The organism is Rhizobium sp. YTUHZ044, from assembly GCF_051123975.1.
Taxonomy (GTDB): domain Bacteria; phylum Pseudomonadota; class Alphaproteobacteria; order Rhizobiales; family Rhizobiaceae; genus Rhizobium.
In genome coordinates this window covers 3042824-3069220 of sequence record NZ_CP101426.1, presented here as the reverse complement: position 1 = coordinate 3069220, position 26397 = coordinate 3042824, and the positions used below count along the sequence as shown (strand labels likewise).

Annotated in this window: 25 protein-coding genes and 3 pseudogenes; 19 read left to right on the top strand and 9 right to left on the bottom strand. The window is 58.3% G+C overall.

The window, feature by feature from the left end; translation table 11 throughout:
* Position 1 precedes the first annotated feature (1 nt).
* Entirely contained in the window at positions 2-994 is a 993-nt protein-coding gene (locus tag NL154_RS15325) for a sugar-binding protein (RefSeq protein WP_221146920.1), read from the bottom strand.
* Between the two features lie 46 nt (positions 995-1040).
* Positions 1041-2021: an NAD-dependent epimerase/dehydratase family protein gene (locus tag NL154_RS15320; protein ID WP_210630291.1), complete on the bottom strand. Its 981-nt coding sequence runs from the start codon at positions 2019-2021 to the stop codon at positions 1041-1043.
* Positions 2022-2264: 243 nt separating this feature from the next.
* On the opposite strand from NL154_RS15320, the gene NL154_RS15315 reads away from it, so the two are divergent.
* Together NL154_RS15315 and NL154_RS15310 are read left to right on the top strand one after the other, a co-directional pair.
* Positions 2265-3008, top strand: a complete 744-nt coding sequence (locus NL154_RS15315; protein WP_210631578.1) for an ATP-binding cassette domain-containing protein — start codon at positions 2265-2267, stop codon at positions 3006-3008.
* Positions 3009-3041: 33 nt separating this feature from the next.
* The gene (locus tag NL154_RS15310; protein WP_085779084.1) at positions 3042-4040 is read left to right on the top strand and encodes an ABC transporter permease; all 999 of its coding nucleotides are present in this window, start codon (positions 3042-3044) and stop codon (positions 4038-4040) included.
* An 89-nt stretch (positions 4041-4129) separates the two neighbouring features.
* On the opposite strand, the gene NL154_RS15305 is transcribed toward NL154_RS15310, so the two are convergent.
* Positions 4130-4456 carry a GYD domain-containing protein gene (locus NL154_RS15305; RefSeq protein ID WP_210630292.1) on the bottom strand — a complete coding sequence of 109 codons (327 nt, stop codon included), beginning with the start codon at positions 4454-4456 and terminating at the stop codon, positions 4130-4132.
* 66 nt (positions 4457-4522) lie between these two features.
* On the opposite strand from NL154_RS15305, the gene NL154_RS15300 reads away from it, so the two are divergent.
* Positions 4523-4969: a GNAT family N-acetyltransferase gene (locus NL154_RS15300; RefSeq protein WP_434732920.1), complete on the top strand. Its 447-nt coding sequence runs from the start codon at positions 4523-4525 to the stop codon at positions 4967-4969.
* Between the two features lie 62 nt (positions 4970-5031).
* On the opposite strand, the gene NL154_RS15295 is transcribed toward NL154_RS15300, so the two are convergent.
* Entirely contained in the window at positions 5032-5304 is a 273-nt protein-coding gene (locus tag NL154_RS15295; RefSeq protein WP_210630298.1) for a BON domain-containing protein, read from the bottom strand.
* A gap of 271 nt (positions 5305-5575) precedes the next feature.
* On the opposite strand from NL154_RS15295, the gene NL154_RS15290 reads away from it, so the two are divergent.
* Positions 5576-5863 carry a DUF982 domain-containing protein gene (locus NL154_RS15290; RefSeq protein WP_259665254.1) on the top strand — a complete coding sequence of 96 codons (288 nt, stop codon included), beginning with the start codon at positions 5576-5578 and terminating at the stop codon, positions 5861-5863.
* Positions 5864-6401: 538 nt separating this feature from the next.
* Here the strand turns inward: NL154_RS15290 and NL154_RS15285 are convergent.
* The 3 genes and pseudogenes from NL154_RS15285 to NL154_RS15275 form a co-directional block, all read right to left on the bottom strand.
* Positions 6402-7769 (bottom strand): DUF882 domain-containing protein, encoded by a 1368-nt coding sequence (locus NL154_RS15285; protein WP_221164396.1) that lies wholly within the window; start codon positions 7767-7769, stop codon positions 6402-6404.
* 128 nt (positions 7770-7897) lie between these two features.
* The gene (locus NL154_RS15280) at positions 7898-9874 is read right to left on the bottom strand and encodes an acyltransferase family protein (protein ID WP_434732919.1); all 1977 of its coding nucleotides are present in this window, start codon (positions 9872-9874) and stop codon (positions 7898-7900) included.
* A gap of 760 nt (positions 9875-10634) precedes the next feature.
* Positions 10635-10748, bottom strand: a pseudogene (locus NL154_RS15275) (thermonuclease family protein); the annotation flags it as partial.
* A 2-nt stretch (positions 10749-10750) separates the two neighbouring features.
* Between NL154_RS15275 and NL154_RS15270 the strand changes: the two are divergent.
* Positions 10751-10954: pseudogene (locus tag NL154_RS15270) on the top strand (non-homologous end-joining DNA ligase); the annotation flags it as partial.
* Between the two features lie 595 nt (positions 10955-11549).
* On the opposite strand, the gene NL154_RS15265 reads toward NL154_RS15270, so the two are convergent.
* A complete protein-coding gene (locus tag NL154_RS15265) occupies positions 11550-11891 on the bottom strand; it encodes an NIPSNAP family protein (RefSeq protein WP_434732918.1) in 342 nt (113 codons plus the stop codon).
* A gap of 438 nt (positions 11892-12329) precedes the next feature.
* On the opposite strand from NL154_RS15265, the gene NL154_RS15260 reads away from it, so the two are divergent.
* The 8 genes from NL154_RS15260 (at position 12330) to NL154_RS15225 (ending at position 19836) form a co-directional block, all read left to right on the top strand.
* Positions 12330-13778 (top strand): tyrosine-type recombinase/integrase, encoded by a 1449-nt coding sequence (locus tag NL154_RS15260; protein ID WP_434732917.1) that lies wholly within the window; start codon positions 12330-12332, stop codon positions 13776-13778.
* Complete coding sequence (locus NL154_RS15255; RefSeq protein WP_434732916.1) at positions 13778-14749, top strand: hypothetical protein; 972 nt, start codon at positions 13778-13780, stop codon at positions 14747-14749. The genes NL154_RS15260 and NL154_RS15255 overlap by 1 nt, the downstream gene beginning before the upstream one ends.
* Positions 14750-14891: 142 nt before the next feature.
* Complete coding sequence (locus NL154_RS15250; protein ID WP_434732915.1) at positions 14892-15086, top strand: helix-turn-helix transcriptional regulator; 195 nt, start codon at positions 14892-14894, stop codon at positions 15084-15086.
* Positions 15087-15331: 245 nt separating this feature from the next.
* On the top strand, positions 15332-16105 hold the full coding sequence (locus NL154_RS15245; protein WP_434732914.1) for a DUF1376 domain-containing protein: 774 nt from the start codon (positions 15332-15334) through the stop codon (positions 16103-16105).
* A gap of 192 nt (positions 16106-16297) precedes the next feature.
* On the top strand, positions 16298-17899 hold the full coding sequence (locus NL154_RS15240) for a bifunctional DNA primase/helicase (protein WP_434732913.1): 1602 nt from the start codon (positions 16298-16300) through the stop codon (positions 17897-17899).
* A gap of 3 nt (positions 17900-17902) precedes the next feature.
* Positions 17903-18190, top strand: coding sequence for a hypothetical protein (locus NL154_RS15235; protein ID WP_434732912.1), 288 nt, complete (start codon positions 17903-17905; stop codon positions 18188-18190).
* Positions 18187-18873: a transcription termination/antitermination NusG family protein gene (locus NL154_RS15230; RefSeq protein ID WP_434732911.1), complete on the top strand. Its 687-nt coding sequence runs from the start codon at positions 18187-18189 to the stop codon at positions 18871-18873. Before NL154_RS15235 ends, NL154_RS15230 begins: the two co-directional genes overlap by 4 nt.
* A 162-nt stretch (positions 18874-19035) precedes the next feature.
* Complete coding sequence (locus NL154_RS15225; RefSeq protein ID WP_434732910.1) at positions 19036-19836, top strand: hypothetical protein; 801 nt, start codon at positions 19036-19038, stop codon at positions 19834-19836.
* Between the two features lie 105 nt (positions 19837-19941).
* Here NL154_RS15225 and NL154_RS15220 read toward each other — a convergent pair.
* Positions 19942-20076 (bottom strand): annotated as a pseudogene (locus NL154_RS15220) (BrnA antitoxin family protein); the annotation flags it as partial.
* 601 nt (positions 20077-20677) lie between these two features.
* Here NL154_RS15220 and NL154_RS15215 point away from each other — a divergent pair.
* Genes NL154_RS15215 through NL154_RS15190 form a run of 6 tightly spaced genes read left to right on the top strand, consistent with a single transcriptional unit; the run spans position 20678 to position 26396 of the window.
* Positions 20678-21151, top strand: coding sequence for a terminase small subunit protein (locus NL154_RS15215; protein WP_434732909.1), 474 nt, complete (start codon positions 20678-20680; stop codon positions 21149-21151).
* Entirely contained in the window at positions 21117-22688 is a 1572-nt protein-coding gene (locus NL154_RS15210) for a terminase (protein WP_434732908.1), read from the top strand. Before NL154_RS15215 ends, NL154_RS15210 begins: the two co-directional genes overlap by 35 nt.
* Positions 22688-24784: a hypothetical protein gene (locus NL154_RS15205; protein ID WP_434732907.1), complete on the top strand. Its 2097-nt coding sequence runs from the start codon at positions 22688-22690 to the stop codon at positions 24782-24784. The genes NL154_RS15210 and NL154_RS15205 overlap by 1 nt, the downstream gene beginning before the upstream one ends.
* Before the next feature lie 11 nt (positions 24785-24795).
* Entirely contained in the window at positions 24796-25023 is a 228-nt protein-coding gene (locus tag NL154_RS15200; protein WP_434732906.1) for a hypothetical protein, read from the top strand.
* Entirely contained in the window at positions 25020-25331 is a 312-nt protein-coding gene (locus NL154_RS15195; RefSeq protein ID WP_434732905.1) for a hypothetical protein, read from the top strand. The genes NL154_RS15200 and NL154_RS15195 overlap by 4 nt, the downstream gene beginning before the upstream one ends.
* Positions 25332-25364: 33 nt before the next feature.
* Complete coding sequence (locus NL154_RS15190) at positions 25365-26396, top strand: hypothetical protein (protein ID WP_434732904.1); 1032 nt, start codon at positions 25365-25367, stop codon at positions 26394-26396.
* The last annotated feature ends 1 nt before the right edge of the window (position 26397 follow it).

Below are 26397 nucleotides of genomic sequence, written 5' to 3'. Positions count from 1 at the left end.
GTCATTTCTGGATGCAGGTGTCGACCGTATCCTTGGTGCACTCGTCAAGCCCGGTGAAGACCGGATCGTCGACCTTCTTGCCGGCGATGAGATCCATCATCACGGTCGGCGCCTTGTAGCCCATTTCGAAGGGCCGCTGGCCGACGAGCGCGGTCACGAGGCCCTCCTTGGCGATCGCCACTTCGTCGCCGATCGTGTCGGCGGCGCCGATGACGAATTCGTTCTTGCCGATCTTGTCGGCCATCGGCTTGAACAGGTCGCGATAGGGCTGCGGTGCGCCGAACAGCGGCCAACCGCCCATGATGCCGAAGGCATCGAGGTCGGGATTGGCGGCAAGGATGTCGGTCATCGCCTGCACGCCCTTGGCGCCGTCGTCATTGGTAAAGACCGGGCAGCCCGCCACCTCGGTCCAGCCGCCTTCGCCCTTCAGGGCGTCGAGCCCCTTCTTGCCGCTCAGCGTGTCACGCATGCCCTGGGCGCGGCGCAGGATGTTGTCGGCGCCGGGATTGCCCTCGATGGTGCAGATCTTGCCGCCCTTCGGCTTGGCCTTCTTGATATACTCGCCGATCTTGGCGCCCATCAGGTAGTTGTCGGTGCCGAGATAGGTCTTGCGCAGAGCCGAATCTTCGGCCGCCAGATCGGCGTCGAGCGTCATGACGGGCACGCTCGGATTGGCCGTCTTCAGCGTCTGGGCGATCAGCTTGGCGTTGGAGGGCGAGATGGCGATTGCCGCCGTATCGGCCTTGCCGAGCATATCCTGGACGATCTGCGCTTCGCCGGCCTCGTCCGAGGTCGATGCCGGGCCGGTATAGAAGCATTCATATTCGGCCGAGGCGTTTTCCTTGTTCCACTTCTGGCAACCCTGGTTGATCGCCTCGAAGAACGGATTGTCGAGGCCCTTGACGACGATGACCAGCTGCTTCTTGGCGGCCATGGCCTCACCGGCCGTGAACGCCAGGACTGCAGCAGCAGCCAGCAATAATGCCTTCCTCATAGCTTCCTCCCTTTTGAAATGGCGGACGCCTTCGCCCGCCCTGTTATCAACCGGGATACCAGACGATACGAGGCTCCTCCCTTGAACGCCGGTATTCCCAGGCTGAATCGATGAGCTTTTCCAGATCGTAGACGGGGCGCCAGTCCAAGAGGAACTTCGCCTTGCTGTTATCCATCCAGTTCGAGTGATATTCGCTCGGGATGTCGACCGAGCCGAGCCCGCGCGTGCGGGCGAGATAAGCGGCGACCTCGCCGTAATCGACCGGCCGGTCCATCGCGATGTTGAAAAGCTGCCCCACGGCGCGCGGATTGTCGATCGCCGCCAGGATCGCCGTGACAAGATCGTCGACATGGACGAAATTGCGCTTCAGCGGCCGCCCGTCGGCATCGCGCAGCAGCGGCACCGTGCCGGCGCGCGCATAACGTTCCGCATCGGCCGGCGGCACCAGGCTCTTCCAGTCCGGCCCGCCGAAGACATCGTCACCAAAAGAGAGGGTAAACTTGAAATCGTCCTTCTCCATGATCCAGGGAGCGCGCAGGCAGCAGCTGTTGATGCCGTATTGGATGGCGAACTGCTCGAGCATCACCTCTTCCAGCACCTTGGAGAGCGCGTAGCAGCCGGGATAGGCGCTATGCGGCGTCTTTTCGGTCACCGGTCCGTCATGGCGATAGAAGAAATGCCCGATGCCGGCATCGCCGCCGATCAGGATGAACTGCTTTGCCGTGGGGCTGGCGCGGAACGCCTCGAGCAGCCAGAACAGCCCCTTGACGGTGATGTCCATCACATCCGCGGGGATCTCCTTGCAGGTGGCGAGGTGCACGACATGGGTGACACCGTCCATCGCCGCTGCGACGACGTCGCTGTCGGCGATCGAACCCTTCACGACACTGACGCGGTCGGTTTCATCAAGCACGCGATTATGGCAAAGCGCGCGAATGCGTGCTTTGGAAAATCGCGGCTCGTCAAGCAGCCCAGTAATGAAGCGCCGCCCGACCTTGCCCGTAGCCCCGGTGACAAGGATCAGCATACCTCTCTCCCCAGCAACAGCTAATATGCGCGCGTTTCCCGCGTCAATCTGTATTTGTCGTACTAAATAGATTTTTGTGATGAGGGGCCGTTTTAGCGGACATTCGATTGACGATTCCTGGCGCTTTTGCATTAATGAACTCAATCGCTCTTCCGGGAGGAGATCGGCAAAAGCGAGATCGCAGGCGTCTGACCGGCAACTGGCGGCGAAGGCAGACCTGCAGGTTCCGGGGAGGGTGGTCGGCTGGTTGCGGTTCTCGAACTCACCAATATTTCTAAGCACTTCGGCGCCATCCAGGCTGTCAATGACGTGTCGTTTACGCTCGAAGCCGGCCAGGTCGTCGGCCTGATGGGCGATAACGGCGCCGGAAAGAGCACGCTGGTCAAGATGATCGCCGGCAACTTCCGGCCGAGCGAGGGCACGATGCGCCTCGACGGCAAGGAGATCGTCATGCACCGGCCGGTCGAGGCGCGCCAGCACGGCATCGAGATCGTCCATCAGGATCTGGCGCTCTGCAACAATCTGACGGCCGCCGCCAACGTCTTCCTCGGCCGCGAGCTCAGCCGCGGCGTCGGCCCGTTCCGCATTCTCGATTACAAGACGATGTATCGGCGCGCCGGCGAGATCTTCAAGGAGCTGAAATCGGAAACCCGCCCGCGCGATCTCGTCAAACAGATGTCGGGCGGTCAGCGGCAGGCGGTGGCGATCGCCCGCACCATGCTGTCGGAGGCGAAGATCGTGCTGATGGACGAGCCGACGGCCGCCATTTCGGTTCGCCAGGTGGCCGAGGTCTTGAACCTGATCCGCGAGCTGCGCGATCGCGGCATTGCGGTCGTGCTGATCAGCCATCGCATGCCCGACGTGTTCACCGTCGCCGATCGGGTCATCGTCATGCGCCGCGGCCGGAAAGTCGCCGACAAACCGATTGCGGCGAGTTCGCCGGAGGAAGTGACGGGTCTCATAACAGGCGCCATCGAACAGGTTTGAGCGGCGCGGCACCGGCAGGAAAGAAGGTCAGCAATGGCAGTTACCCTTGACCAGACGATTGCGCAGAGAGAGCGAAGCCGGCTTTCGGAGTTCGTCGGCAGCCAGACCTTCTGGGTGCTGATCGCCGTCATTCTCGCCTGCCTCTTCCTGTCCTTCGCCACCGATTCCTTCGCGACGGCGAAGAACCTCTACAACATCACCCGCAATGTCACCTTTGTCGCCATCATCGCGCTCGGCATGACGCTCGTCATCATCACCGGCGGCATCGACCTCTCCGTGGGCTCGGTGCTCTGCCTCTGCAGCATGGTGTTGGCGGTCACCATGCATGCCGGCTACGGCATCGAAATCGGCATCGCGGCCGCCATCGGCACGGCGCTTGTCGTCGGCGCCTTCAACGGCGTGATGATCGCCTATCTCGATTTCCCGCCCTTCGTGGTGACGCTCGGCATGCTGTCAGTGGCGCGCAGCCTCGCCATGGTCGCCTCCAACAACACCGTCGTTTTCCAGTTCGGTCCCGATCACGACAAGCTGCTGGCGCTCGGCGGCGGCGCCTGGTTCCTCGGCATTGCCAATCCCGTCCTTTACATGATCATCCTGGCGCTGCTCACCGGCTTCGTGCTGCGCTGGACGCGCTTCGGCCGCTATATCTTTGCCATCGGCGGCAATGAACACGCCGCAACACTGACCGGGGTTCCCGTGCGCCGCATCAAGGTCGCCGTCTACATGATCTCGGCGCTGTCTGCCGGCATTGCCGGCATCGTCCAGACCGGCTGGCTCGGCGCCGTCACCACCAATATCGGCGCCGGCATGGAGCTGCAGGTCATCGCCGCCGCCGTCATCGGCGGCGCCAATCTCGCCGGCGGCGTCGGCACCGCCTTCGGCGCCCTGGTCGGCGCGGCGCTGATCGAAGTGATCCGCAACAGCCTCGGCCTGCTCGGCATCAACGCCTTCTGGCAGGGGACCTTTATCGGCGGCGCGATCGTGCTGGCGGTGCTGTTCGATCGCATCCGGAATTTCAGGCAGAGCGAGTAGGCTGCGATCCTTCGACAGCCGCCTGCGTAAACCATGAGCTGAAGCGCGAGCGGATCCGAAGGGTCTCGGCGCTTTGATGCTACCGCAACCTAGGCTGCCGGCGGGCGGTATCGGATCGACTTCGCTCTTTCCAGGGCCAGGATCGTATCCTCGACTTCGAGCAGCACGGTGGTCTCGATCGAGCTGAGCGCGCCGCCGGCGCCGATCGCAAGCGTGACGGCCGCCATCGATACGTTGTCAGGCGCCTCCCACAAATTCCATCCGTCATGCTCGCCGAAGGCGTACCAGAATCCATGGAGTTTGCCGCCCACGGATTCGATGTAGCTGCGTGCCGCCTCTCGGCGATCCTCAGGCTTTTCGATCATGCGCGCCCAGGTCTCGGGCGTGTAGCTGAAGCGTGTGAGATACATGGCCATGGTCTGCTTCCTCCGCCAGAGCGATAGAGTAAACGCCCAAGCCAAGAGGAACGCGAGTCACTCAATGTGGCTATCCGGCTCTCCTGCGTCCGCGCCGGCCGCGCCATCATGGGCCTGGATAGTCAGCTGGTTGCTGACGGCACCTATTTCGTCGTCGAGATCGACGGCGTTCTGGTGGGGTGTGGTGGATGGAGCCGACGCGCAACGCTCTATGGCGGCGGTCGCACGCCCGGTCGCGATGCCGCTCTCCTCGATCCTGTCAGAGACCCGGCCCGTATCAGGGCGATGTACACGCACCCGAACTTTACCCGACGCGGCGTCGGCCGGCTGATCATGGCGCTCTGCGAGGCGGCGGCGCACAAGGAAGGCTTCCGGGAAATCGAATTGATGGCGACGTTATCGGGTGAACCGCTCTATCGCACGTGCGGATACCGCGCCATTGAACGTGTGGAAGACGCACGCGGCGGCGCAAGCGTTCCCCTGATCAGAATGAGAAAGCCGCTCGAAGCCTAGGCGGGAGCGCTCTTGTTTTGCCGTCGTCGCATCGTGGTCGGTCGACTGCTTCCATCGTCTCCTTACTGCGTCGGGAAACGGCTCAGCATCCGGTCGTGGACATTCTCCTGGCCGACGATCATCGCCGCCAGCGAGATGGCTTTCTCGCGGTCGGCGGGCTTTGTAATATAGCCTTCCAGCAGCACGACGGGACCGAGCATCCTGACCTCGATAGCGCTGCTGTCGATGTCGGGATCAGCGGAAAGGGCTGCTTCGATTGTGGCGATGGTCGCTGCCGAACTGTGGCCTTGCGGACAGCGCTCTTCGTGGTTGTTGTTGTCAGGGCCGAACTTCATCTCCTCCTCCCGTTCCGCCCCTCCACGGACCTGCAGGTTACATGACTCTGTTATATGAACAGCAGGTGCCGCCCTTCCAGTCCGACTTAGGTCCGGCTTTTCCCCGGCATCACCTGCCTTAGATGCTTCCCGTCCGATTCAAGGGACATCTCAGGAAGGTTTTGGTCTGTCGCGAAACACCGCCGAGACCTCCTGGCGAAGCGCCAACCTGCCGATCCAGGCCCCGCGTTTCAGGGGATAGGGAAGGCTTCTTGTGAGGGTAAAGCAACGAATGGCAATACAGACGGTCGGTATCGTGGACTGGCACACAAGCGAAGACTTCGCGCCTCTGATGCTTGTAATGGACGGTCAGGAAAAACACAGGCTGGTCCGGTCGCTCGGCGAGGTCGCCGGCGCGCTTATCGCCGCCTGGCCGACGGATGACGGCCGGGAATATATAGCGGCTGTAAAGACCTGCCTGGACGCGATCCAGGGCAATATTTCGCCCCATGTAGCGCGCGCCGCACTCATTCGCGCCGCGGAGGAAGCCGGAATACGGGTGATCGCGGTTGTTCACTGAGCCAGTGAGATGTTGCCTGAGGCGGCGGCATTTGTACGGCGGCATGAAATGGTGGGTCGGTGTCTTGAGGTATTGTGGATCGCACAGAGCATAGGGGTGCGCGCGGAGACAGGAGAGGCTCCCTCTGCGCGATCCGAAGCAAGAAACGCCCGCGGGCCGCAAGAGTTTCCGTACGGTGCCGTACGGAGCAAAGTACTTCTGCAAAATAAAGCCCCGCTGACTTGCGGGGCTGCAAAGAGTTGGAAAGGACAAATGCGAGGTCGACCGAGCGACGATCACATTCGCACTCCTAACGCACCGGTACTGAAGAAGTTCCTGCGACGCATGATCTATCAATACGGATCTTGAGCACTGGGCGAGTGATGATATAGTTCAAACTTTGCGTTGAAACTTTTTGATCGCTCTGATCTGATCGCGAAGAGAGAGAAGAGCATCTCTGTTATTGCCGCGTCGCCATCAGCTCTCCGCCATTGTCCCTACAGCAACTGAGCAATTCTCTGACGCAAGCCTAGAAACGCCTTCTATCGTTTTCCAGTGGTCAACCCTCCGGGAGCGACGAAAACCGGCTGGCGTCGAACGGACCTGTGGCGGCGACCGGAACGGGATTCTCGTCTGAAGCCGCGACATGCGCTTCGCGATGAACCGTGCGGGGAGAAAGGCGAGGCGCGCTCAAGCCAAACGCCGCCCCGGGAGAATGCAGCGCCCATTGCATCAGCGCCGCTTCGGACGTCGATCCAAGGAAATCTGCTTCTTCCCAAGACGCGATCATCGGCAGGGAGGCGATCATGTCAACGTCCTGCCTGGAGGTCTGCTGTGCGCCGACCACGGGATGGAAGCGCGCGTGAGCCGGCGATGCGGGCGGCCGTTTCTCCGGAAGGGCTGCAATCGGGCCGATCGAGGCAGTTTCCAGCCTGTCGTCCGCGCCCGCGTCCTGCGCAACGGCTGACGGGCGCATCGCCGGTATCGGAATCGGGAGAGATGAAAGATCCGAAGCAGAGCCTTTGTCATCCCGCTCGACCGCGCCAGTCTGCTGCGCGAGCGCATTCAAGGCCCGGCTCTTCGGCGCCGGCAGCAGCGCCGTCACCAGCTTGCTGTCCTTGGTGTCGCCGCTCGGCGTGCTCGACGCCGCCACGTCTTCGTCTTCTCCGGCGGTGCTGGCGATCTCGATCGCGGTGGCACTGACGCGCTTCCTGTAGTTTGCAACCGCCTGGTTATATCCCGGCAGCGGGCGGCCATCGGCCGGAAGATGCATCGTCTTCCCATTCGGGAATATGCGCGCGAGTTCCTGCCGGGACATGCGGGGCCAGGCCCGGACATTGCCGACGTCGAGATGCACGAAGGGCGATCCCGAGGTCGGATAATACCCGACACCGCCGACCTGCATCTGCATGGCAATGGCACGCAGCGTTGAAAGCTTCACGCCGGGAACGTAGAAATCCATCGCCTTGCCCAGCATGTGCTGGCTCTTCTTGGCGACTCCAGTGCTGCGCGAGCGATTGCGCAGCATGTTGTTGGTGGCAGGGGACCGATAGGCGGAGACGACGTGGATATAATCCTTGCCGCCGCTCTTCTTGTACACCTCCCAGACCAGGTCCAGCAGCCGCGGATCCATCCGCGTCGGCTCGTTCCTTCGCCAGTCGCGCAGAAACCGGTTGATCTGAGACAGGCCCCTGGGATCGAACTTTCCATCCCGCTTGTAGGTAATCGTGGCCCTTTCGCCCGTATGGGTAAAGAACAGCTTCAGCGCCCGATCTTCCGCTGAGGCGAGGGACGCAGAACCGATAAGTGCCGGCAGCGCAAATAGAGCCGGCAGAATGGTCTGCGCTGCGAAGCGTTTGGCACGCGACAGGAGCGCGGCAATTCCGCCCAAGGCTTCACCCGATAAACCCTGTGAATACTTCAACACGAACAAACCCGTCCCACACCAAACACTCGGACGACGCGCGGGAACGCCGCATCCATCAGGCTCAGTAAAGCCAGTTTATGGTCAACAAATTCCTAACGATCAGTTGCGCAAGCTTGGCGTCTCACCGCTTAATTCGATGGAGAAGCGGAAGAGGTGGCGTTCGGCTGAGAACTTGCCGTTCGTTCGGCTTGGCTGGCGTGCGGCGGTACCAGGAAATCGAGCAGGCCGTCGCTGCGTAGATCGGCGGTTCTCTTTTCCAGAATGTCACCAATCAAGGTTGTCAGAAATTCTGCTGTCATATGGTTCCAGTCTGTGATGAACGGAACACCCTTGCTGCTGGTGAGGCATTTCTCCTTGTCGTAATCGCAGTGAAGCTTGACGATATCGACATAGGTGAACGCAAGATCGGAAGGGAACAACGGCAATTGCGCCAAAGGCTGGTTGGCCGGCGGATAGCTCGCTTCCCGCAGGCATATGGAGGCATCGGATTTTCTCTGAAACATCAGCCCCAGGCACGAGTGCGATTCGTCGAGCTGGAAATAGTTTCCGAAAACGAAAACGCGCGCGTTATCCGAGTGGCTTTTCATCCAGGAAATAAGCTCGAACCTGAACGCGTTGGCGGTGTACTCGAAAGGCCGAAGGCTCGTGAGGAAGATCGCTTTCGTTCGGCTGAGCAATGATTTGTCGTTGATAAATTGTTCAAAGGGAATGCAGTATTTGTCGTAAATGCTGGCGCGAGAGGGGGCTTTGACATTATCGTTCTTGATCTCGACCATGCAGTTCAAATAGCTGAGGGCCACGACTTGATACCGGTCGGTATCGATGTAATTTTTCAGCGCAATCGACCAGTTTCTGGCGTGCGAGTCCCCAATGATGAAGATCACGGGCTTCTCAGCTTGAATGTTGTCGTTCAAGCTTAAAAACGTGCTTTCGAGCCGTGCTTCGTTCGCCTGCGCGAGAGGTGAATAGACGTCATCCAACCTGTGAGGAAAACCGGCCATCATGATTGCTGAAAGGACAGCAGCCGCGATGGTTGCAACGGATGAGCTTAAGGTGACCCAGAGAGCGCGGCTTCTCCTGCTGTGGCGAAGGGGCTTTTCGACGACGACAAAGCTGACGACTGAGACCAGGACCGTCACCGTGATGGCGAGAAACTTGTCGCTGTTGCCGAAATCCAAGCTCGTCAGCCGCCAGAAGGCGAAGACCGGATAATGCCACAAATATAAGGAGTAGGACACCAATCCGGTGAGCGCCGCAGGCCGAGAAGCCAACAGGCGCCCGATTGCGTTCTCGCGGCTGGCGAATGCGAGCACCAGACAGGTCCCGAGAACTGGAATCACAGTGACCCGGCCAGGATGAACCGTACCCTTTTCAAACAAGATGAGTGAACCAACAACGAGGATAAGCCCGGCCGCCGCGAGCAACGGCTGGGGGCGAGGCCGTCCACGCCGTACCTCGTAATAGGCGAGCAGTGTTCCGGCCAGCAGTTCCCAGGCCCGGGTGAGCGGCGAGTAGAAGGCCTGTTGCGGATCGTGCCGTACCGTGACGAAACAGAATACAAAGCTCAGGGCTGCCGCGACCAACACGCACGGCAAAAACCTGGATTTCAGGTATCGGCGCACGATCAGCAACAAGACCGGAAACCCAATATAAAATTGCTCTTCGACGCTCAACGACCAGGTGTGAAGAAAAGGCTTGAGAAGGGTATTGGGCTCCCCGTACTGCGCGGCGGTAAAATAAAAATAGATGTTCGATCCAAACAGGAGCGAAGAGCCTATGGAGTTCGCGTAGTCAGTGAGTTCCAACGGCAACAAAAAATAATAGGCGAAGGGCATCGTCGCGAAAATGACTGCGAACAATGCAGGCAGAATTCTTCGGGCACGCCGGGCATAGAATTTGAGGAAATCGATACGTCCCGTCGCTTCGATTTCTGTCAGCAAAATCCGGGAAATCAGGAAGCCGCTGATCACAAAAAACACATCGACGCCGATGTATCCACCCTGAAGCAACGTGTGGCCGGCAACCGTGAACTCGGCGTGATAGAGAATAACCGCTATCACCGATATGGCCCTTAGGCCGTCAATCTCTGGTCGGTAAACCTTCAAGCGTACTGCCTTCGATATCGAGAGGGTAACTCTGGTCGCGCGCATCAGTGGCGCTTTCGGGGCTGCCTAGCACAGAGATCCTGGCGGGAGAACAGTAGGGCCTGCTAAAAGGTTTGGGGGCGGGGTCGATTCCGACCTTAATTTTCTGCGCTGTTGTAGTTCAGCATTCCGGAACCCTCCTCAACGGACAATCAGAAGAAGCGACGCAACTGCTATCATCTTCGCACCAGACAGGATTGATTTCTGACGCGCCACTGAGGGCGCTCAGCCTTGCTGAGGAGGGTCGCGCGGAGCGTCGCTTGGGAGTGGACCGGAAAATTGCCTCCGCACGACCCAACTCTGGGTGGATCGCCGAGAGGAAGGCATTATGCGATCTGAAGTACTGGCTTTCTCCCGCGATCCGGTGAGTTAACCTGTATTGTCCAATGCGGTTCCGGTACGATGCTGGACAAACAGCGCCCCGCAGCTTAGCGGGGGTTGGCACAGTGGGGTTCTTTTGAAGGAATCGCGCACCTGGGCGCTGCAAATTACTTTGCACGAGCTCAGAAATTTTTCAAAAATATTACTTTTAACGGTTCTGCGTTCACAAATGAATTTTCAACCAGTGGGAATATTTTTCGATTTCGCACGAAAACACAAATTGACTTCTACTTGCAGTAATATCTCGTAACATTGAGGTGGGTGGGCTGCTCAGCGATCACTTTGCTATACCCCAAGCATTGTATCTCCTGTGCGTTGGGCGGCCATCCCCTATTCGACCTCAATCACACCAATCGTTGCGTCGCCTCGGGCTCCAGCTGCGAGCGAAGCCTTCCACAAGGAGCTTCTTCCCGATCTCTTCCCCATTCGTTCGATAGATGTTTACGAGGGAGCGGGGAGGGGATCATCGCCAAAGATCGGAACAGCACCTATCGGAGCGGCCGAGGCGGCGAGTGACTGAAGATCAAATGCATCCAGAGCGACAGCTTCGCGATCATTGGATATGAGAAGTCGACAGCCTCGTTCGGCGGCATCGGGAGGCATCCGCTCGCCGCGCGCAAAGGAGGGCAGCTCGTCTATGTCCAGGCAATGAGAAATGGAACATGAACTGCCGCCACACATTATGTGCTTGCAGCTTGGCTCATTTCATCTTGAAGGAGATTTCACGTGAATAACCTAATCTGGCTCGTCGGCGCCGTAGTCATCGTACTCGCTATCCTGAGCTTCTTCGGCTTCCGTTGAGAAAGAAGTGCGGCGGCTCAACTGCACCATCCATGAACGCAGGAGCACGCCGCTACGCCGGACGAAGAACCCGACCGGCGCAGCATCTTATATGGGGAGCATTAGCAGTGACTTAAATGCCTGCTGTCCGACTCTCTGTGGGATCGAGGCTGTTCCGTCGAACTCGGGAGCCTCAAATGTCCACGGTTGGCGGCGCGCTCAAACAGAAATGGCGCTAGAAGGCATGATGACTAAGCTCGCTAGGCCGCTCCCGTACGGCTCGATGAAGGTAGAGGTGTAAGTAGACCGCTTGGCTGTCATCATTTCGCACGTAGGTGCTCGCCATAATACGGTTTAGGCACTTCCATCACCATCGCATGATCGGCAAATCAGCTCGCGAACTATCTGCGATCCGGCTGGCGGCGTCTTCAGGGAGGGTGACGGTGTCGCGCGTGGTCGTGGCCGGCCGTAACCGTTATTCCGACCGGTTGGAGAAGCCGCGGTAGAAGCGTGTCGGCTTGAGCAGCGAACTGGTGATGTTGGCGACGATCGCCCCATCCGCCTCGCTCTTCGCCTTCGCTTCCTGCCACTCACGATCAGCGATGAATTCGGCCCATTTCTGCTCGCGCTCCGCCAGCGACCGCCATTCGAGCAGATAGGTCAGATCGTTGCTGGAAGAACCGATCATCGTCGTCCAGAAGCCGAGTGAGCGGATGCCGAGGCGTTCCCAGATCGCCAGCGTCGCGGTCTCGAAACGCTGCTGTAGTGCCGGCAGCCTCTCCGGCAAACATGTATAGATGCGCAATTCGTGGATCATTGTATGCTCCTCATGCGGGATGCCCTTTGGAGCGTCCTCAAACCGCTCTCGGAAATGAAGGGTAGTTTACGAAAACCGTAAGGCAATCAATGGTTCCGCGGTGCCCCTCAGATCCGCGATTTAAGAGATTTGACTGAACCGCTCAGATCGTAAGTGTCGTCATCTTCCATGTCAGCGATGTCGTCAGCCAACACTTCAGCTGCTCGGATAGAATGGCAGCCAGATTGTCGAGAGGCATGGCAAGGTCAGGGTCGCTGCCATTGGCATCAAGGCAAATCCGCCGCAAGGAGCAGTTAAATGCACATAACTCGCATCGAAAGAACAACTGCCGGGCCGGACGATTTTGGCGGCGACGTTATCTTTTGTTTTCGTGTGACAACCTCGTGCCAGGTTGCGCCAAAGATCTCGCCGCGCCACAGCTAAACGGCGAAGTGAGGCATGAGAGATGTGGACAAGGCTATTGGAGCTTGTTTCCTATATGCTTCCTGCAGCTTTTCGCCGCTGATGCAAATCCCGAAAATGCCTGAAAAAATTGGCGCACCCGACATGCGCCATTCTTATTTCCAGCGATTTCCAACGATAACCAGAGATGCCTTGTGGAATAGGGGTTTTGCCTCTTCCATTGTACGAAGCGTTCCAGTAACGTTCCGCTTGTTCCGGGCTATATTGGGGGAAGGGAAGGGGGAAAGATTGACAACGTTAAATCGCCGTCCAGAGAAAGCTTTGACGGCGCAATTCGTAAAGAGCGCCTCAACGCCTGGAAAGTATTTTGACGGTCATGGGCTTTATCTGCGCGTCGACGACGGTGGCGGCCGTTATTGGGTTCAGCGTATCGTAATTCGTGGCAAGAGGCGAGAGATTGGTCTTGGTCCTGCGTCGCTGATTTCTCTCGCTGAGGCTCGGTCAGCCGCCATCGAGAACCGCAAGAGCGCACGCGCCGGTGGAGATCCGATCGCTGATAAACGACAGGCGAAGGATATTCTCACCTTCAGGGCTGCTGCAGAGCGGGTGCATGTCGAACTTTCTCCGACGTGGAAAAACCCCAAGGATCGGGCCGCGTTTCTGTCGACGCTGGAAAAGCATGTGTTCCCAGATTTCGGATCGACGCTCATTTCCGAGGTCACGAGCGCGGATATTCGCAAAACTATCTTGAATGCTCGTAAGACGGCGCCGGAGGTTGCCCGAAAGCTCACGTTCCGCATTTCAGCCGTTTTCAAATGGGCGATCGCGGAAGGCATGCGTGCAGACAATCCTGCGCTCGCAGAGGCGTTGGCATTGCCGCGGCAAGAGAAGAGCTCTGGCCAGCGAAAGGCGCTTCCCTACGATGATGTTCACGACTGCATTGAGACAATTTTGAAGAGCGGGGCTGGAAAGTCGACCAAATTGGCGATCGAGTTGTTGATCTTGACTGCATGCCGCTCAGGCGAAGTTCGTGGCGCGCGTTGGGAGGAATTCGATCTCGCTGCCAGGGTTTGGACAATCCCAGCCGAACGCATGAAGATGAAAAAACTGCATCGAGTGCCGTTATGCGAGCGAGCGCTTGCCATTCTGGATGAAGCGAAGGAGCTCGATGACGAAAGCGGCTTGGTCTTCCCCGGCACAAAAAAGGGCAAGCAACTTTCCGACATGACCTTATCGAAGCTAGTGAAAGAGCTTGGCTATCCCGTTGATGTTCATGGCTTTCGAACCTCATTCAGAACATGGGCTCAGGAGCGAACCAATTTCCCGCGTGAGATTGCCGAGGCGGCACTGGCCCATTTAGCCGGCGATGCCGTTGAGCGAGCCTATGCACGGTCGGATGTATTTCTGAAACGGCGCAAGATGATGGATGCGTGGGCGGCATTTGTTGAAGAGGGCCGCAAAGACAAGGTGGTTAGGATCGGGTGATGAACTACACGGATGCAGTTCGAAAAACAGTTGTGATCAGCGCTAGCATCGCCCACACCCAGCCGGGAGATCCGATGCACCCTCTGGCCGCGTTCGAGGATCCATCTAAAGAGGCATGGAGAGTCTTTGTGCGAACCCGCACAGGCTTGCTACCTGAGACTTCCTCCCTATACCTGTTCGAAACAGAGGCTGATGCAAAAGCCTTCTTAGAAAAGCATCCTGTTGGATCAGAGATCGATCTAATCAGGCACGAAGTCGATCTCAGGCAGATCAGCTTCGTGCGCGGGAGTATCGACGGCAGATTCGCCCCAAGGGGAGGCGGCGGTGATGGAGGACTCGCTTTTGATGTGCTCGATCAAGCAGGCCTGAGCAGCTATAGAAGCGGCGTTTCCAAGTTGGTCCTCGACGCCGTTGGGTCGAAAAGAATTGAAAAGCTGAAAAGCCAATTCGGTGAAAATTGGACTGTTGCAGCGGTCTATGAATATTGCTGCTTGAATTTACCCTCTTCGTCTCCCGCGTACGTGGCTGCCTTATATCAGTTCCACTATTACATAACACTTGATGATTTCGCCGCTGGATATTTTTGGCGCGACTTGGAAACGCTGGTCCATGGGGTGGAATCCGCTGCGCTGCATTCTCTTGAAATGCGAAAGAAAGCTGGGATAGCCGGTAGTGAAAAATCAGCTCAAGCGCGACATACGCGGCGTCTCGATCTAATGCGGGCGATGGAAAAGGTAGCGAAAAATAATCCGGACATCTGCGAGTTGGGTCCCGAAGCCGTTGCTAAATTGGCGATTAAAATCTGCGCTGACGAAAGTCCCGCGCTCTGGAAGCAGGGTCGCGGTCAGGTGTCGGAATATATTGGGGAGATTCGACGCGGCGAAGCCGGTGGAGAACTAAAGGCAAGGTTCGAAGCAATGTTCGGCATAAAACCGCTTAGGCGCTTGCCAGTAAAAGATCGCAGCGCATAAGCGAAATTCCGTATCTGACTATCAGCTTAAGCCCTTGGTGATAATTGCCAAACCGCCTAAGCTGCGTTTTTCTAATATTCCATTAGCCAGAAAATCACGGCAACTTCCGAGCATGTTCAATGCCCACCAATGGGAGCTACGCATGCTTGAGAAACACCTGAGATTGCCTGCCGTTATCGATGTTACCGGCCTTAGCCGGAGCACCATTTATGCAATGATGAGTGAGGGAAAATTTCCTCGTCCAGTGGCGCTAGGCAAGCGCTTGGTCGCTTGGCCGGAGAGCGCGATCGCCAAGTTTCTCCGCGAGCGTGCCGCAGCAATTCAAGTCGCCGCCTGAGGTCAAAGCATGTTGACCGCCAGCACCGAACAGCAGATCGAGGCTTGGGATCGTTACGCTGATGCGAAACGTCGGGCCGATAAAACACTACGGATCGAGGACGGTCTTGCCGCTATCACAGCGTGGAAGGAGTTTGCGAACCTCTTCCTGCCGGAGTGTCGGCAATTGCCGCTGGCTCCGAGGCAACCGACCAAAGTTACAGCATTCCCCGTCCACAAGACTAGGCCGCCGGGCGGGTGCGGACAATGATTCTGAATCTAGACGTGCAATGCCTTCCATATATGCCTCTGCAGATCGAGCGCCTGAGAAGATCGAAGGCGTGGCTCCGTTGCAAGCGTAATCCCGAGGTTGCCTTCTATATGGTAAACCTTTGGATGCGTGCCTGGCATGAGATACCCGCCGGCAGCATCGAAGACGACGACGATGTTTTAGCCGATGCCGCGATGTGCTCACCGGAGAAATGGGAAGAGCTGAAAGCTGATATCCTCAAGGGTTGGGATCGGCGCGACGGCCGGGTGTGGCACAGCACTGTCATAGAGCTCGCCACAGAGGCTGTCGGTAAGCTTCGCACGAACAAGACGCGCACTGCGGCAGCTCGGGAGGCGCGAGAACGCCAACGTCAGTCTTCTGTGACAGACACTGTGACAGAGAATGTCACTGACTCTGTAACAGAGCACGAAGGGAAGGGAAGGGAAGAGAAGGGAATAGAAGATAATACAACATCTGACGATGTTGTTGCCGCCGACCCCCCCAAATGTCAGATTTTCGCCTTCGAAGCCCAGGCAATCCGACTGACTGAGGCGAACCTGGAGCAGTGGCGGAAAGCATTCCCACATATCTCGCTCGAGGCGGAGCTATGGGCTCTGGACGAGTGGGCCGGCACCAAAGGCAAGCGCTGGTTCACGGCCGTGAGCGGAGCGTTGGCGAAAAAGGAACGAGAAGCTTCCGAGCGCGTAGCCGCGGCCGCCGCAATCCGTGATCGAGGGGGAGGCCGACCACGGTCTGATCCCCGAATATGAAAACCGCGACCGACATCCTCGACAAATACGGCATTCGCCTTCGGCGTATTGTAACCGGAAATCAAAAAACGACATGCCCGAAGTGCTCAGCGTCGAGGCGGAACAAACGAGAGCCCTGTCTCTCGGTGCGCATCGACAGTCAGGGCGTCCAGTTCAACTGCCACCACTGCGGCTTCCAAGGAGGCGACTATTTTGACGAACAAGCTAGGCCCGGTGGGCGTCCAGGCTTTTCAAAACCGGCAGATCGACCCGGCGGTCGCCGAACTTTCCGGAGCCTATACGGGTAGGGTGGTCACCATGGCTGACGGCAGCAATGCGGTTGAGCCAGATACCGCCGGCAACATCGTCGTCTTTCCGTTCATCGACGGCGGCAGCGCGGTCGGCGAGAAGTACCGGGCACCCGGCAAAAAGTTCTGGCAGCGCAAGGGCGGCCGGAAAACATTCTGGAATGCCGACTGCATGGACGATCCAGCGCTTGAGGAAGGCCACAAGGCTCTGATCATCACCGAAGGTGAGATCGACGGGCTGACGGCTATCGATTGTGGTTTTCACACGACGGTCAGCGTGCCTGACGGCGCTCCACCCGTGCCGCAAGGTGAAGATCCCGACCAGCTCGACGACGTCGTTCCTGACGACGACAGTCACGGCAAGTTCGAGTTCGTCTTCAACAACCGTCACCGCATCAAGCGGATCAAGCGGTTCATCCTCGCCGTCGATAACGATCCACCGGGCCGGCGGCTGGCGGCGGAACTGGTTCGCCGTCTTGGTGCCGCCCGCTGTGCGTTCGTGACCTATCCTGAAGGCTGTAAGGATCTCAACGACGTCAAAATGCGCTATGGCGCCGATGCGGTCGTCAGGGTCCTCACCGAAGCCAAGTCCTACCCGGTGAAGGGCATCTATCTGCTCTCGGACTATCCGGAGCTCGACGAGCCGAAAACCTATTCAACAGGCTGGCCGGATCTCGATCCCTACCTTCAGCTCTGGCTCGGCGAGCTGCTGGTAGTCACCGGCATTCCGGGCCACGGCAAATCGACCTGGACAATGAATCTTTGCGTCAACGTCGCTCGTGCCCACGGCTGGCGGGTAGGCGTTGCCTCTTTCGAAATCCCGACTGTGCCGGCGCTTCGCTTCAAGCTCCGTCTGGCGACTACCGGAACGGAAACGAAGCAATGGACGCGCGACCTTGTCGCCGAAGCCGACGTATTTATCCAAAAGCATTTCGTCTTCATCGATGCCGATCCAACCGGCGAGACTGACGATGATATGACGCTGGAATGGCTACTCGAGCGCGCCGCGGACGCGGTCATGCGATATTCGATCAAGGTCCTGGTCATCGATCCGTGGAACGAGGTCGAGCATTACCGGCCGCGAAACGAGAGCGAGACGCAATACATCAACCGGGCGCTCCGGCAGATCAGGAAGTTTGCACTTCGGTACGGTGTGCTGGCGATCGTCGTCGCGCATCCCACCAAGGATCTCGCCAAAGGCGGCGAAGCCAGAACTCCGACCATGTACGACATCGAGGGATCGGCTGCCTGGTACAACAAGCCAGACCACGGCGTCGTGATCGACGTTCCCGATCCGGCTCTGAACGAAACCGTCGTCTGGGTGAAGAAGGCTCGCTTCTCTTGGTCGGGCCGCAAGGGTGACGTAACGCTGCAGTACCTGCCCGAGATCGAAGGTTACCAGTCTTTGAACGGGTTCGCCCCTCTCTGGAAGTCAGCTCGTGGCGAGGCTGACTACCAGCCACCGAAACCAAAATCCAACGCCTATCAAGGAAAGGATCGGCACTGAGAAATGACCATCAAGGAACGACAGGAGCGGGAAGCGCACGATCGGGAAAACCCTTGGCGTCCGATGCACACGGCGCTTCGCGGAACCGGGCTGATCTGCGACTTGCTCTTTGACGATATGGCTGGCCACTTCGCGGCTGAAGGATTGCAGTTCTTTCTCGATGCCGATGGCGATTGGTATCAGATCGACCCGCCCAGGCGAGTCTACCTCCCAAACCCGATCAACTGGCGTCCGTCTTATGTGCGGATGACGCCCGAGCGTCGTAACCTGATCAAGAAGAGGCTGGCATGAACGTGAGAGTTTCGGGACGCCCGAAAGCTGAAGCGGTTTCAGAAACTGAGTTCCTTCAGGCAAGGAAAGGGGAGGCTAGGCGATTCGCGCCGGTTGAGACGTGGTTTGCAGTGAAGGCCGCGCCAGGCGCGCAACGTTGCCCGTCAATGCGGGAAGGGCACGACCGAAAGGGCGAAAGCATTATCGAGCGGAACCTTCGCAACGAGGGACTCGAAGCGTTCATGCCAAGCTACCGGATCGAGGTCCGCCACCATCGACAAGGCCATTGGATCGAGCGCCGCTTCCCGACTTTCGTTGGGTATGTATTCGTCAACATCGGGCCAGACGATTTCCGCAAGGTCGAGGAGGTAAACGGCGTGAGCAAGATCCTTCGCTTCACCAAGTCATTCGAACAGCGGCCTATGCCCTACGCATTTCCTCAGGAGACGATCGACCGCCTCCGTTACATTGAGTGGGAGCAGGAGCAGAACTTCTTGTTGGCCCGCGCTCGTCGGTTGCGCGAAGAAGAACTCGATCGGGAGCAGCCTGGTCGCCGCAGGAAGTCTTCCACCCGTAGGATAAGACGGGCTGAGTTCACAGAGTTGCCTGGAGGTCTCGCTTCAAACCTGCAAAGCTCTTCGTCACGAATATTCATAACTGAAACGACGAAAAAGTTGGGAAATCTCGGCGGCGGGGTTGAATAGGCATAACCCCTCGGTTATCTTCTGCGCACTGATTTGTGGATGTTCAGTGCGCAGAGCGCCGGTCCACGCGGATAAGCAGCAATCCGCACGTTGGCAGAAGTGTGCCGCCCCTATTGGCAAATCTTAGATTGTGCGCTTTCCTCTAATGAAATGGGGGCGCCGATGGAACAAGACGATTCCGTGCTTAGAATTGAATTCAATAACACTAAACCAATCGAACTCGTCGATTTAACGATGAGCTTCACGGCGTTGGCTGAGTTCTTTAAGGACTACGCCAATGTTAGAACTGGCGACCCACGCCCAGACAACCTACGGCTTTATGTGAAGGAGATCAAATCAGGAAGCGTGATTGCTGACCTGATTGCAGTCGCGGAGCAAGCTCAGTGGCTGATGGACCATAAAGAGGTATTCGCCGGCTTTGTGGCCAACACGAACGAGTTGGTGAATTATTTCCTAGGGCGTGCGCCGGCGAAGGCGAAAGACTCTGAACCAACTGTGCGTCAAGCGAGGCAAATTGCTCAGTTTGTGGAGCCCGTCGCAAAGGATTTCGGATCACAGTTGAATATGAATGTGATGGAGGGCGGCATAGTTCACGTCCATCAGCATCATTATTTTAACATCAATGGAATGGAAGCCAACGCGATTCAGAATAGCGTCTCGCGCTTCCTGGGACCGCAGTTGCCGTCATCTCAGTTTCTCTCTGACCAGATGATGACGCTCGAACAAGTGAAGAATGCTGCCGCCGCGAAGACCGGTGATCGAGGTATCATTGAATCGGTGTATTCGAAACCGGTCAGGCTGAGGTTCGCAAGCGAGGAGGCAAAAAAGCGAGTCCTCGATCTCCACGAGAATCCGTTTGAATGCGTGTTTCTCGTCAATGTTGAAGTTCGATCGGCGGCCGGAAAGCCAGCTCTTTACCACATACTGGAAGTGACAGATGTAATCCGGCCGGAGACAGACTGAGCCAGCTCCGTCTGAAGCTTCGCAGTACTGATTCATCACAGCTTATTTGGATGTAGGTTTCGAACCGTTCCTTCGTCCAATCGCCCGGTCAATGCTTTCAGGGACCTCCCGGAAGGGCCGCGCGCTGGCGATCTGTTCTTCGGTCGCCTCTGGATTTCCCGGGTCCGAAGCTATCAGCCTCTGGATTTCAGCCTCTTCCTCGTCAGTTAAGAGGCGTGTCGAAGAGTACTTTGAATTCATCAGGTTCTCCCGACTATTTCTTTTTCTGCTATGCGCTCGCTTGCCTTGTCTCTGTTGCTGCCAGCCTTCTTGATGGTGTGAGAAAGGCGCCGGCGATTAAACCGGCGCCCTGCATCACAATAGTACTTTCAATATCGCCGCGATGCCAAACAGGCATGAGGCTACATTGACCGACACGGTGATGCGGATCTTGGTTTTCTTCCACATAGGAAAAGCCCTCGATCCCGTGGCCACGGAACCAAAAGGTTTCGTGAGACATGCCCACATAACGAATTAGCCGTCGTTTGCAGGTGCATCGGCCCAGCCTTGGCGACTGCAGATCGCTTTGGTTGGATCCCGTTCGACCTAATTCAGCTTCACTTGGCTGTAAGGCGCTGCCTCAGAGAGCTGCTACCACCGAATTAGACGGGCCCTGAGGTGGTGTCCATGCGGAGTATCCACCTGGTCGATCAGGCCGGGGTCCACATGGCAACAGGGTGCTCTAAAACGATAACACGGCAATTAAAAATTGCGAGTCAGTTCAAAAGACTGCGTCGCTGAAATAGCCCCATGCGCGGCGGCTCATTTTCTAAACGCCCCCAGCCGATCAGAAGGCAGGACCATGACAGGCAGACCCACCAAGTTCACACAGTCCCTGGCAAACATCATCTGTGCACGTATCGCTGACGGCGAAAGCCTTCGATCGATCTGCCGCGATGAGACGATGCCGGGCAAATCCACAGTCCTCGCCTGGCTCGCTGATGACGACAAAGCCGATTTCAGGACCAAGTATGCGCAGGCGCGTGAGATCCAGGCCGACGGCTTCGTCGACGAGTTGGTCGAGATTGCCGACGACGGTACGAACGACTGGATGGAAAAGAAGAGCGCCGACGGTGAAACGATCGGCTGGCAAGAGAATGGCGAGGCCATCCGCCGATCACAGCTTCGCATCGGCACGCGTCAATGGATTGCCGAGAAGCTGAAGCCGAAGAAGTACGGCGCCAAGGTCGAACTCGAGCACGGCGTTACGAGTGGCGTGGCTGAGTTGCTGGAAGCGATCAATGGCAAGACCCGCGGACTTCCAAACGGCAGTTGACCAGTTCTCGGATTGGCGCTGGCGCCTGAACAATCTGTACTGGATCACCGATAAGGGCGGCAAACGCGTCAAGTTCGAAATGAACTGGGCACAGATGACGTTCTTCGAGCAGATGCATTACCTGAACGTGTTGCTCAAGGCGCGCCAGCTCGGGCTCACCACCTTCATCCAGATATTCATGCTGGACGCCTGTGTGTTCAACAAGGATATCCGCGCCGGCACAATCGCTCACACGCTCGGGGATGCGCAGACCATCTTCCGGGACAAGGTGAAATATCCGTACGACAATTTGCCTGATGGCATTCGGGACGCGGTGCCGATCCAGCGGGACAACCAGACGGAGCTGCTGCTGGCGAACAACTCGAGTATCCGCGTAGGCACGTCGCTTCGATCGGGGACGCTGCAGTACCTGCATATTTCCGAATACGGCAAGCTTTGCGCGAAATATCCGGAGAAGGCGAGGGAAGTCCGCACCGGCGCGCTCAATACGGTTCAGGCTGGGCAACTGGTCTTCATCGAAAGCACCGCCGAGGGTCAGGAGGGACATTTCTACAATCTCTGCGAAGATGCCCAGGTGAAGCATCGGCAAGCTGCGGCGCTGACGCCGCTGGATTTCAAGTTCCATTTCTTCCCGTGGTGGAAAGAGCCGCAATATTCGATCAATCCGCAAGGCGTGATCATCACCGATGCTTTCGCCAAGTATTTCCGCGGTCTGGCGGAGCAGGGCATCGATCTGACGGAAGGGCAGATAGCTTGGTACGTCAAGAAAGCTGAAACGCAGCTCGGCGACATGAAGCGGGAGTATCCCTCGACCCCGGCTGAAGCGTTCGAAGCCAGTGTAGAGGGCGCCTATTACGCCGACCAGATGGCGATGGTGGATGCAGAGGAGCGCATTGGCGTCTTTCCGCATGTGCCAGGCTATCCGGTGCATACCATCTCAGACATCGGAATGGACGATACAAACAGCGTCTGGCTGTTTCAGGTGCTCCCGAGCCGGGTCCGGATGATCGGCTATTTTGAGCACACGGGCACCGGCATGGATGGCATGCTCGACGAACTGGAGCGCCGTGCCGAAGAGAACGGTTACGTCTACGGCACCCACAACATGCCGCACGATATCCGCGTGAGGGAATGGACACGCGGCGGCATGACCCGCATCGAGATCATGCTGCAGGAGGTCAAGGCGCGAAACCTCGGCACCGTTCGAAAGGTCGAGCGAGCCTATGTCCATGACCGCATCAACGGTACGCGGCGCATCCTGGCAAAGGTCGAGTTCGACCAGGCCGGCTGCGCTCAGGGTGTGAAGTGCCTGCGGAACTACCGGAAAGAATGGGACGAGGATCTTGGTGTCTTCCGTGACGAGCCGCTGCACAACTGGGCATCGCACGGCGCCGACGCATTCGGCGGCTTGGCAATCATCTTCACCGGTCTCGCTGCCGAACCGCTCAAACCTGAGCCGAAGCCGCTGCCGACGTTCCAGACAATGACGTTCAACGACTACGTCAACTCCACACCGACCTATAGCGAGCGCGTTTGATGGATGTAGAAGCCACGACATTGCCGGACGGTGACCAGTATGACCTGGTGAAGGTCGGGGCGCATTGGCAGCAGGAGATTGAGCGGGCGCAACGCTATTTCAAATCCTGGGTGGACCGCTGCGCCAAGATCGAAAAGATTTACCTGCAGCAGGCGGACCAGCAGAGCGCAAAACGCAGGTTCCCGATGCTGTGGGCCAATGTCTCTGTCCTTCAGCCGGCCGTCTACGCCAGAGTTCCGCAGCCCGTCGTCGAGCGCCGTTTCAAGGACTCTCAGCCTGTGGCGCGCATGGGCTCGGAATTAGTTGAGCGCAATCTTGCGTTCACCGCAGACGACGCCGATCTGGATTCCGTCATGCGGGCCGTGCGCGACGATTTCCTCCTCTGTGCCCGTGGCACAGTGTGGCTGCGCTACGAGGCGGACTTCGAACCGCTGGATATGGGTGTAGAGCCTTCCGATGCACCTGGGGCGCCGGACGACGTCTCGCCTATGGAGCAGATCACCGATGAGCGGGTGTGCATCGACTATGTGCATTGGTCGGACTTCCTGCATTCGCCCGCTCGGCGCTGGAAGGATGTGACATGGGTGGCTCGTCGTGTCTCGATGACCGATGAGGAGTTCGACAGACGTTTTCCCGATGGGCGCGGCTCCTTGGCCAAGGACGGCGTCGGCTCCAATCACGGCACCAACCAGACGGAGCGGGCTCAAAACGAGGGGAAGATCTACGTCTGGGAAATCTGGTGCAAGAGCGAAAACTACACGGTCTGGATCGCCGACGGCTGCCCCGCGGCGCTCGAGGTCTCTGAACCCCCGCTGAATCTGAAAGGCTTCTGGCCTTGCCCCCGGCCGGCGTTCGGCACGCTTTCGACCGGATCGCTCATCCCGGTCCCGGATTACGTTTACTACCAGGGCCAATGCGACGAAATCGACATCCTCACCAAGCGCATCAACAAGCTGACGGATCAGCTGCGGCTGAAAATCTTCTATCCATCGGGGGATGGCTCAGTATCGCCGGCGATCGAAAAGGCGATGCGGCCGGAAAACGACACGGTGATGGTGCCCATTCCAGAGTGGGCGGCGTTCACGGACAAGGGCGGCTCAAAGGCTGTCGTGACGTTGCCGATCGACGATGTGCAGAAGGTCATCGTTGCCTGCATCGAGGCGCGGAAGCAGCTCATTGAGGATGTCTACCAGATCACCGGCATATCGGACATCGTGCGCGGCGATACTCAAGCCTCGGAGACGGCGACGGCGCAGCGCATCAAAAGCCAATGGGGATCAATCCGCATCCGTGACCGCCAGGCAGAGCTTGCCCGCTTCGCCCGTGACATTGTGGCAATTGCCGGTGAGATCATCTGCGATCAGTTCCAACCGGAAACTCTGATGCTCGTCTCGGGTATCCAGTTGCTGACGACGGCGCAGAAGCAGCAGATCCAACTGCAGATGCAGCAGGCTCAGATGGCCGCCCAGCAGGCGGCGATGCGCGCGCAGCAGATGGGCCAGCCGGCGCCTCAGCAGCCACAGCAAGCTCCTATTCCGCCTGAGTTGGCGCAGATGATGCAGCAGCCTTCGATCGATGAGGTTATTGAGCTTCTTCGCAATGACAGCGTGCGCGGCTTTCGGATCGATATCGAGACGGACTCGACAATCGAGCCCGACGAGGACGCGGAGAAGCAGCGCCGCATGGAGTTCGTGCAGATGGTGGGCGGCTTCATCCAGCAGGCCGGCGCCATCGCCCAGCAGCAGCCGATGCTTGTTCCTGTGATGGTCGAGACGCTGTTGTTCGCAGCACGTGGCTTCCGTGCCGGGCGTCAGTTGGAAAACACGCTAGAGCAGGTAGGGGCACAGCTTGCGCAGGCAGCAACAGCACCAAAGCAGCCGCCGGAACCAACCCCGGAGCAGATGATCGATCTGAAAACTGCACAGGTGAAGGCCGGCGCCGAGGAGCGGAAAGCCCAGCTCGGGGTCGCCCAGGCCGAGATGGAACACCGCACCACCGTCGAGCAGGCACGGGGCGATATGGCAATGCAGGCAATGCAGCAGTTGCACGCGGCGCAACAGCCGCCGGTCCAGCAGCAACAGCGCCCCTATCAGTGAGCGAGGTCATCATGAGCAACGAAGTCACCACCGACCAGCTTGTCGAGAGGGCTTATGCGAAGGCCATCGGGCATCTCGGCGAAGTCGTCAACCTGGTGCGAAGCCTGACCGATGATCAATTCAGCCGGTTGGTTCAGCATGCGAAAGCGCGCTTGGAAGCGTCCGAGACGATAGAGCAGTTGATGCTTCTGAGCTGGCTTCGTTGCGAGTTGTCTCATCCATCGAGGAAGGCAGCATGAGAGAGCGCTATTGCCGAGTGTGTGGTGGCTGGCACCAACTCGACGCGTGGCCGCATAACTGCATGCCGGTGAAGAACTTGGCGCAGTCGGATTTGCCGGCGCCGCATTTCGTCAGCGACAGCATCGAGATTCGCTCGATGCATGACGGTCAGCACTATACCTCGAAAGCAAAACTGCGCCGCGCCTACAGATCGGCCGGCGTCGAGGAGATCGGCAACGAAAAGCCGCGCCCGATCGAAAAACCCAGGGCAGACAAGCAGGGAATACGAAAGGCCCTGAAGGAAGCCTACCAGCAGCATCGCGCCTGACGCGGGCATCAATCCCCGAAAAAGGAAATACACATGTCAGACCTGAATAACGAAGCCATTGATGGCCTCGAAAGCACTGCCGTGCCTGTCGAGCAGGAAATCGAACAGCCAGCCAGTATCCGCGACAGCCTGCGCGCTGCCATGAAGCCGGAAGAGCCCAAGGCAGACCGAAATCGCGATGAGGTTGGTCGCTTTGCCAAGGAGCCCGAGAAGCCGACAGCCGCGGCAAAGCCGGAAACGCTGGGAGCACCGGTCGCCGCGCCGCAAGAGGCAAAGCCGGTTGAACCCGCACCGGCACAGGCCGCAACAACGCGCGTTCCCCCTGGTTGGTCGGCAGAGGCCAAGGCGAAATTCGGCGAGCTGCCGCCAGAGGTGCAGGCCGCCGTTACCAAGCGCGAAGAGGAAATCGACAACGGTTTCAGGGTTCTCCAGGACTACAAGGGCCTCGAGGAATTCACGCCGCTGGTAAGACAGGCAGGCACGACGCATGCAGACGTCATGCGAAAGGCAATCGGATGGGAGCAGGCGCTTCAGCGCGATCCCGTCAACACGGTTCTCAATGTAGCCAAGATGGCGGGCGTGAATTTGCACGCGCTTGTGAACGGGCAGCCAGATCAAATCCTGGAGCGCCACCCACAGCCGCAGCAGCAACAGCAGCCCGTCGATATCGAAGCGACCATTGAGCACGCTCTTCGGAAGAGGGACACTGAAACTCAAGTTCAGGCATTCCTCGCCGATCCGGCAAATACGCATGCCGAAGTCGTCATGGATGACATGATCGCCCTCATCAACGCGGGGCGAGCAAAGAGTCTGAAAGACGCATACGACGCTGCGTGCTGGATGAGACCAGACATTCGCCAGCAGATGATCAGCCAGTCTGCCCCGGCGCCCCAAGACAATCAGATCGCACAGAGAGCAGCAGCGGCAGATCAGGCCCGCAAAGCCTCGCGATCTATCACAGGCTCGTCGTCTCCCGGCCCCAGCAAGGACGCCGCACCGCCGCAGCCAACCTCCATCCGTGACTCGCTCAAAAGCGCACTAGCCGCATCAGCCGGGCGCGTCTGAC

Coding starts and splice junctions, on each gene's coding strand:
- NL154_RS15325 (WP_221146920.1), bottom strand. CDS start 994: ATGAGGAAGGCATTATTGCTGGCTGCTGCTGCAGTCCTGGCGTTCACG.
- NL154_RS15320 (WP_210630291.1), bottom strand. CDS start 2,021: ATGCTGATCCTTGTCACCGGGGCTACGGGCAAGGTCGGGCGGCGCTTC.
- NL154_RS15310 (WP_085779084.1), top strand. CDS start 3,042: ATGGCAGTTACCCTTGACCAGACGATTGCGCAGAGAGAGCGAAGCCGG.
- NL154_RS15305 (WP_210630292.1), bottom strand. CDS start 4,456: ATGGCCATGTATCTCACACGCTTCAGCTACACGCCCGAGACCTGGGCG.
- NL154_RS15295 (WP_210630298.1), bottom strand. CDS start 5,304: ATGAAGTTCGGCCCTGACAACAACAACCACGAAGAGCGCTGTCCGCAA.
- NL154_RS15290 (WP_259665254.1), top strand. CDS start 5,576: ATGGCAATACAGACGGTCGGTATCGTGGACTGGCACACAAGCGAAGAC.
- NL154_RS15265 (WP_434732918.1), bottom strand. CDS start 11,891: ATGATCCACGAATTGCGCATCTATACATGTTTGCCGGAGAGGCTGCCG.
- NL154_RS15260 (WP_434732917.1), top strand. CDS start 12,330: ATGAGAGATGTGGACAAGGCTATTGGAGCTTGTTTCCTATATGCTTCC.
- NL154_RS15255 (WP_434732916.1), top strand. CDS start 13,778: ATGAACTACACGGATGCAGTTCGAAAAACAGTTGTGATCAGCGCTAGC.
- NL154_RS15250 (WP_434732915.1), top strand. CDS start 14,892: ATGCTTGAGAAACACCTGAGATTGCCTGCCGTTATCGATGTTACCGGC.
- NL154_RS15245 (WP_434732914.1), top strand. CDS start 15,332: ATGATTCTGAATCTAGACGTGCAATGCCTTCCATATATGCCTCTGCAG.
- NL154_RS15235 (WP_434732912.1), top strand. CDS start 17,903: ATGACCATCAAGGAACGACAGGAGCGGGAAGCGCACGATCGGGAAAAC.
- NL154_RS15230 (WP_434732911.1), top strand. CDS start 18,187: ATGAACGTGAGAGTTTCGGGACGCCCGAAAGCTGAAGCGGTTTCAGAA.
- NL154_RS15225 (WP_434732910.1), top strand. CDS start 19,036: ATGGAACAAGACGATTCCGTGCTTAGAATTGAATTCAATAACACTAAA.
- NL154_RS15215 (WP_434732909.1), top strand. CDS start 20,678: ATGACAGGCAGACCCACCAAGTTCACACAGTCCCTGGCAAACATCATC.
- NL154_RS15210 (WP_434732908.1), top strand. CDS start 21,117: ATGGCAAGACCCGCGGACTTCCAAACGGCAGTTGACCAGTTCTCGGAT.
- NL154_RS15205 (WP_434732907.1), top strand. CDS start 22,688: ATGGATGTAGAAGCCACGACATTGCCGGACGGTGACCAGTATGACCTG.
- NL154_RS15200 (WP_434732906.1), top strand. CDS start 24,796: ATGAGCAACGAAGTCACCACCGACCAGCTTGTCGAGAGGGCTTATGCG.
- NL154_RS15195 (WP_434732905.1), top strand. CDS start 25,020: ATGAGAGAGCGCTATTGCCGAGTGTGTGGTGGCTGGCACCAACTCGAC.
- NL154_RS15190 (WP_434732904.1), top strand. CDS start 25,365: ATGTCAGACCTGAATAACGAAGCCATTGATGGCCTCGAAAGCACTGCC.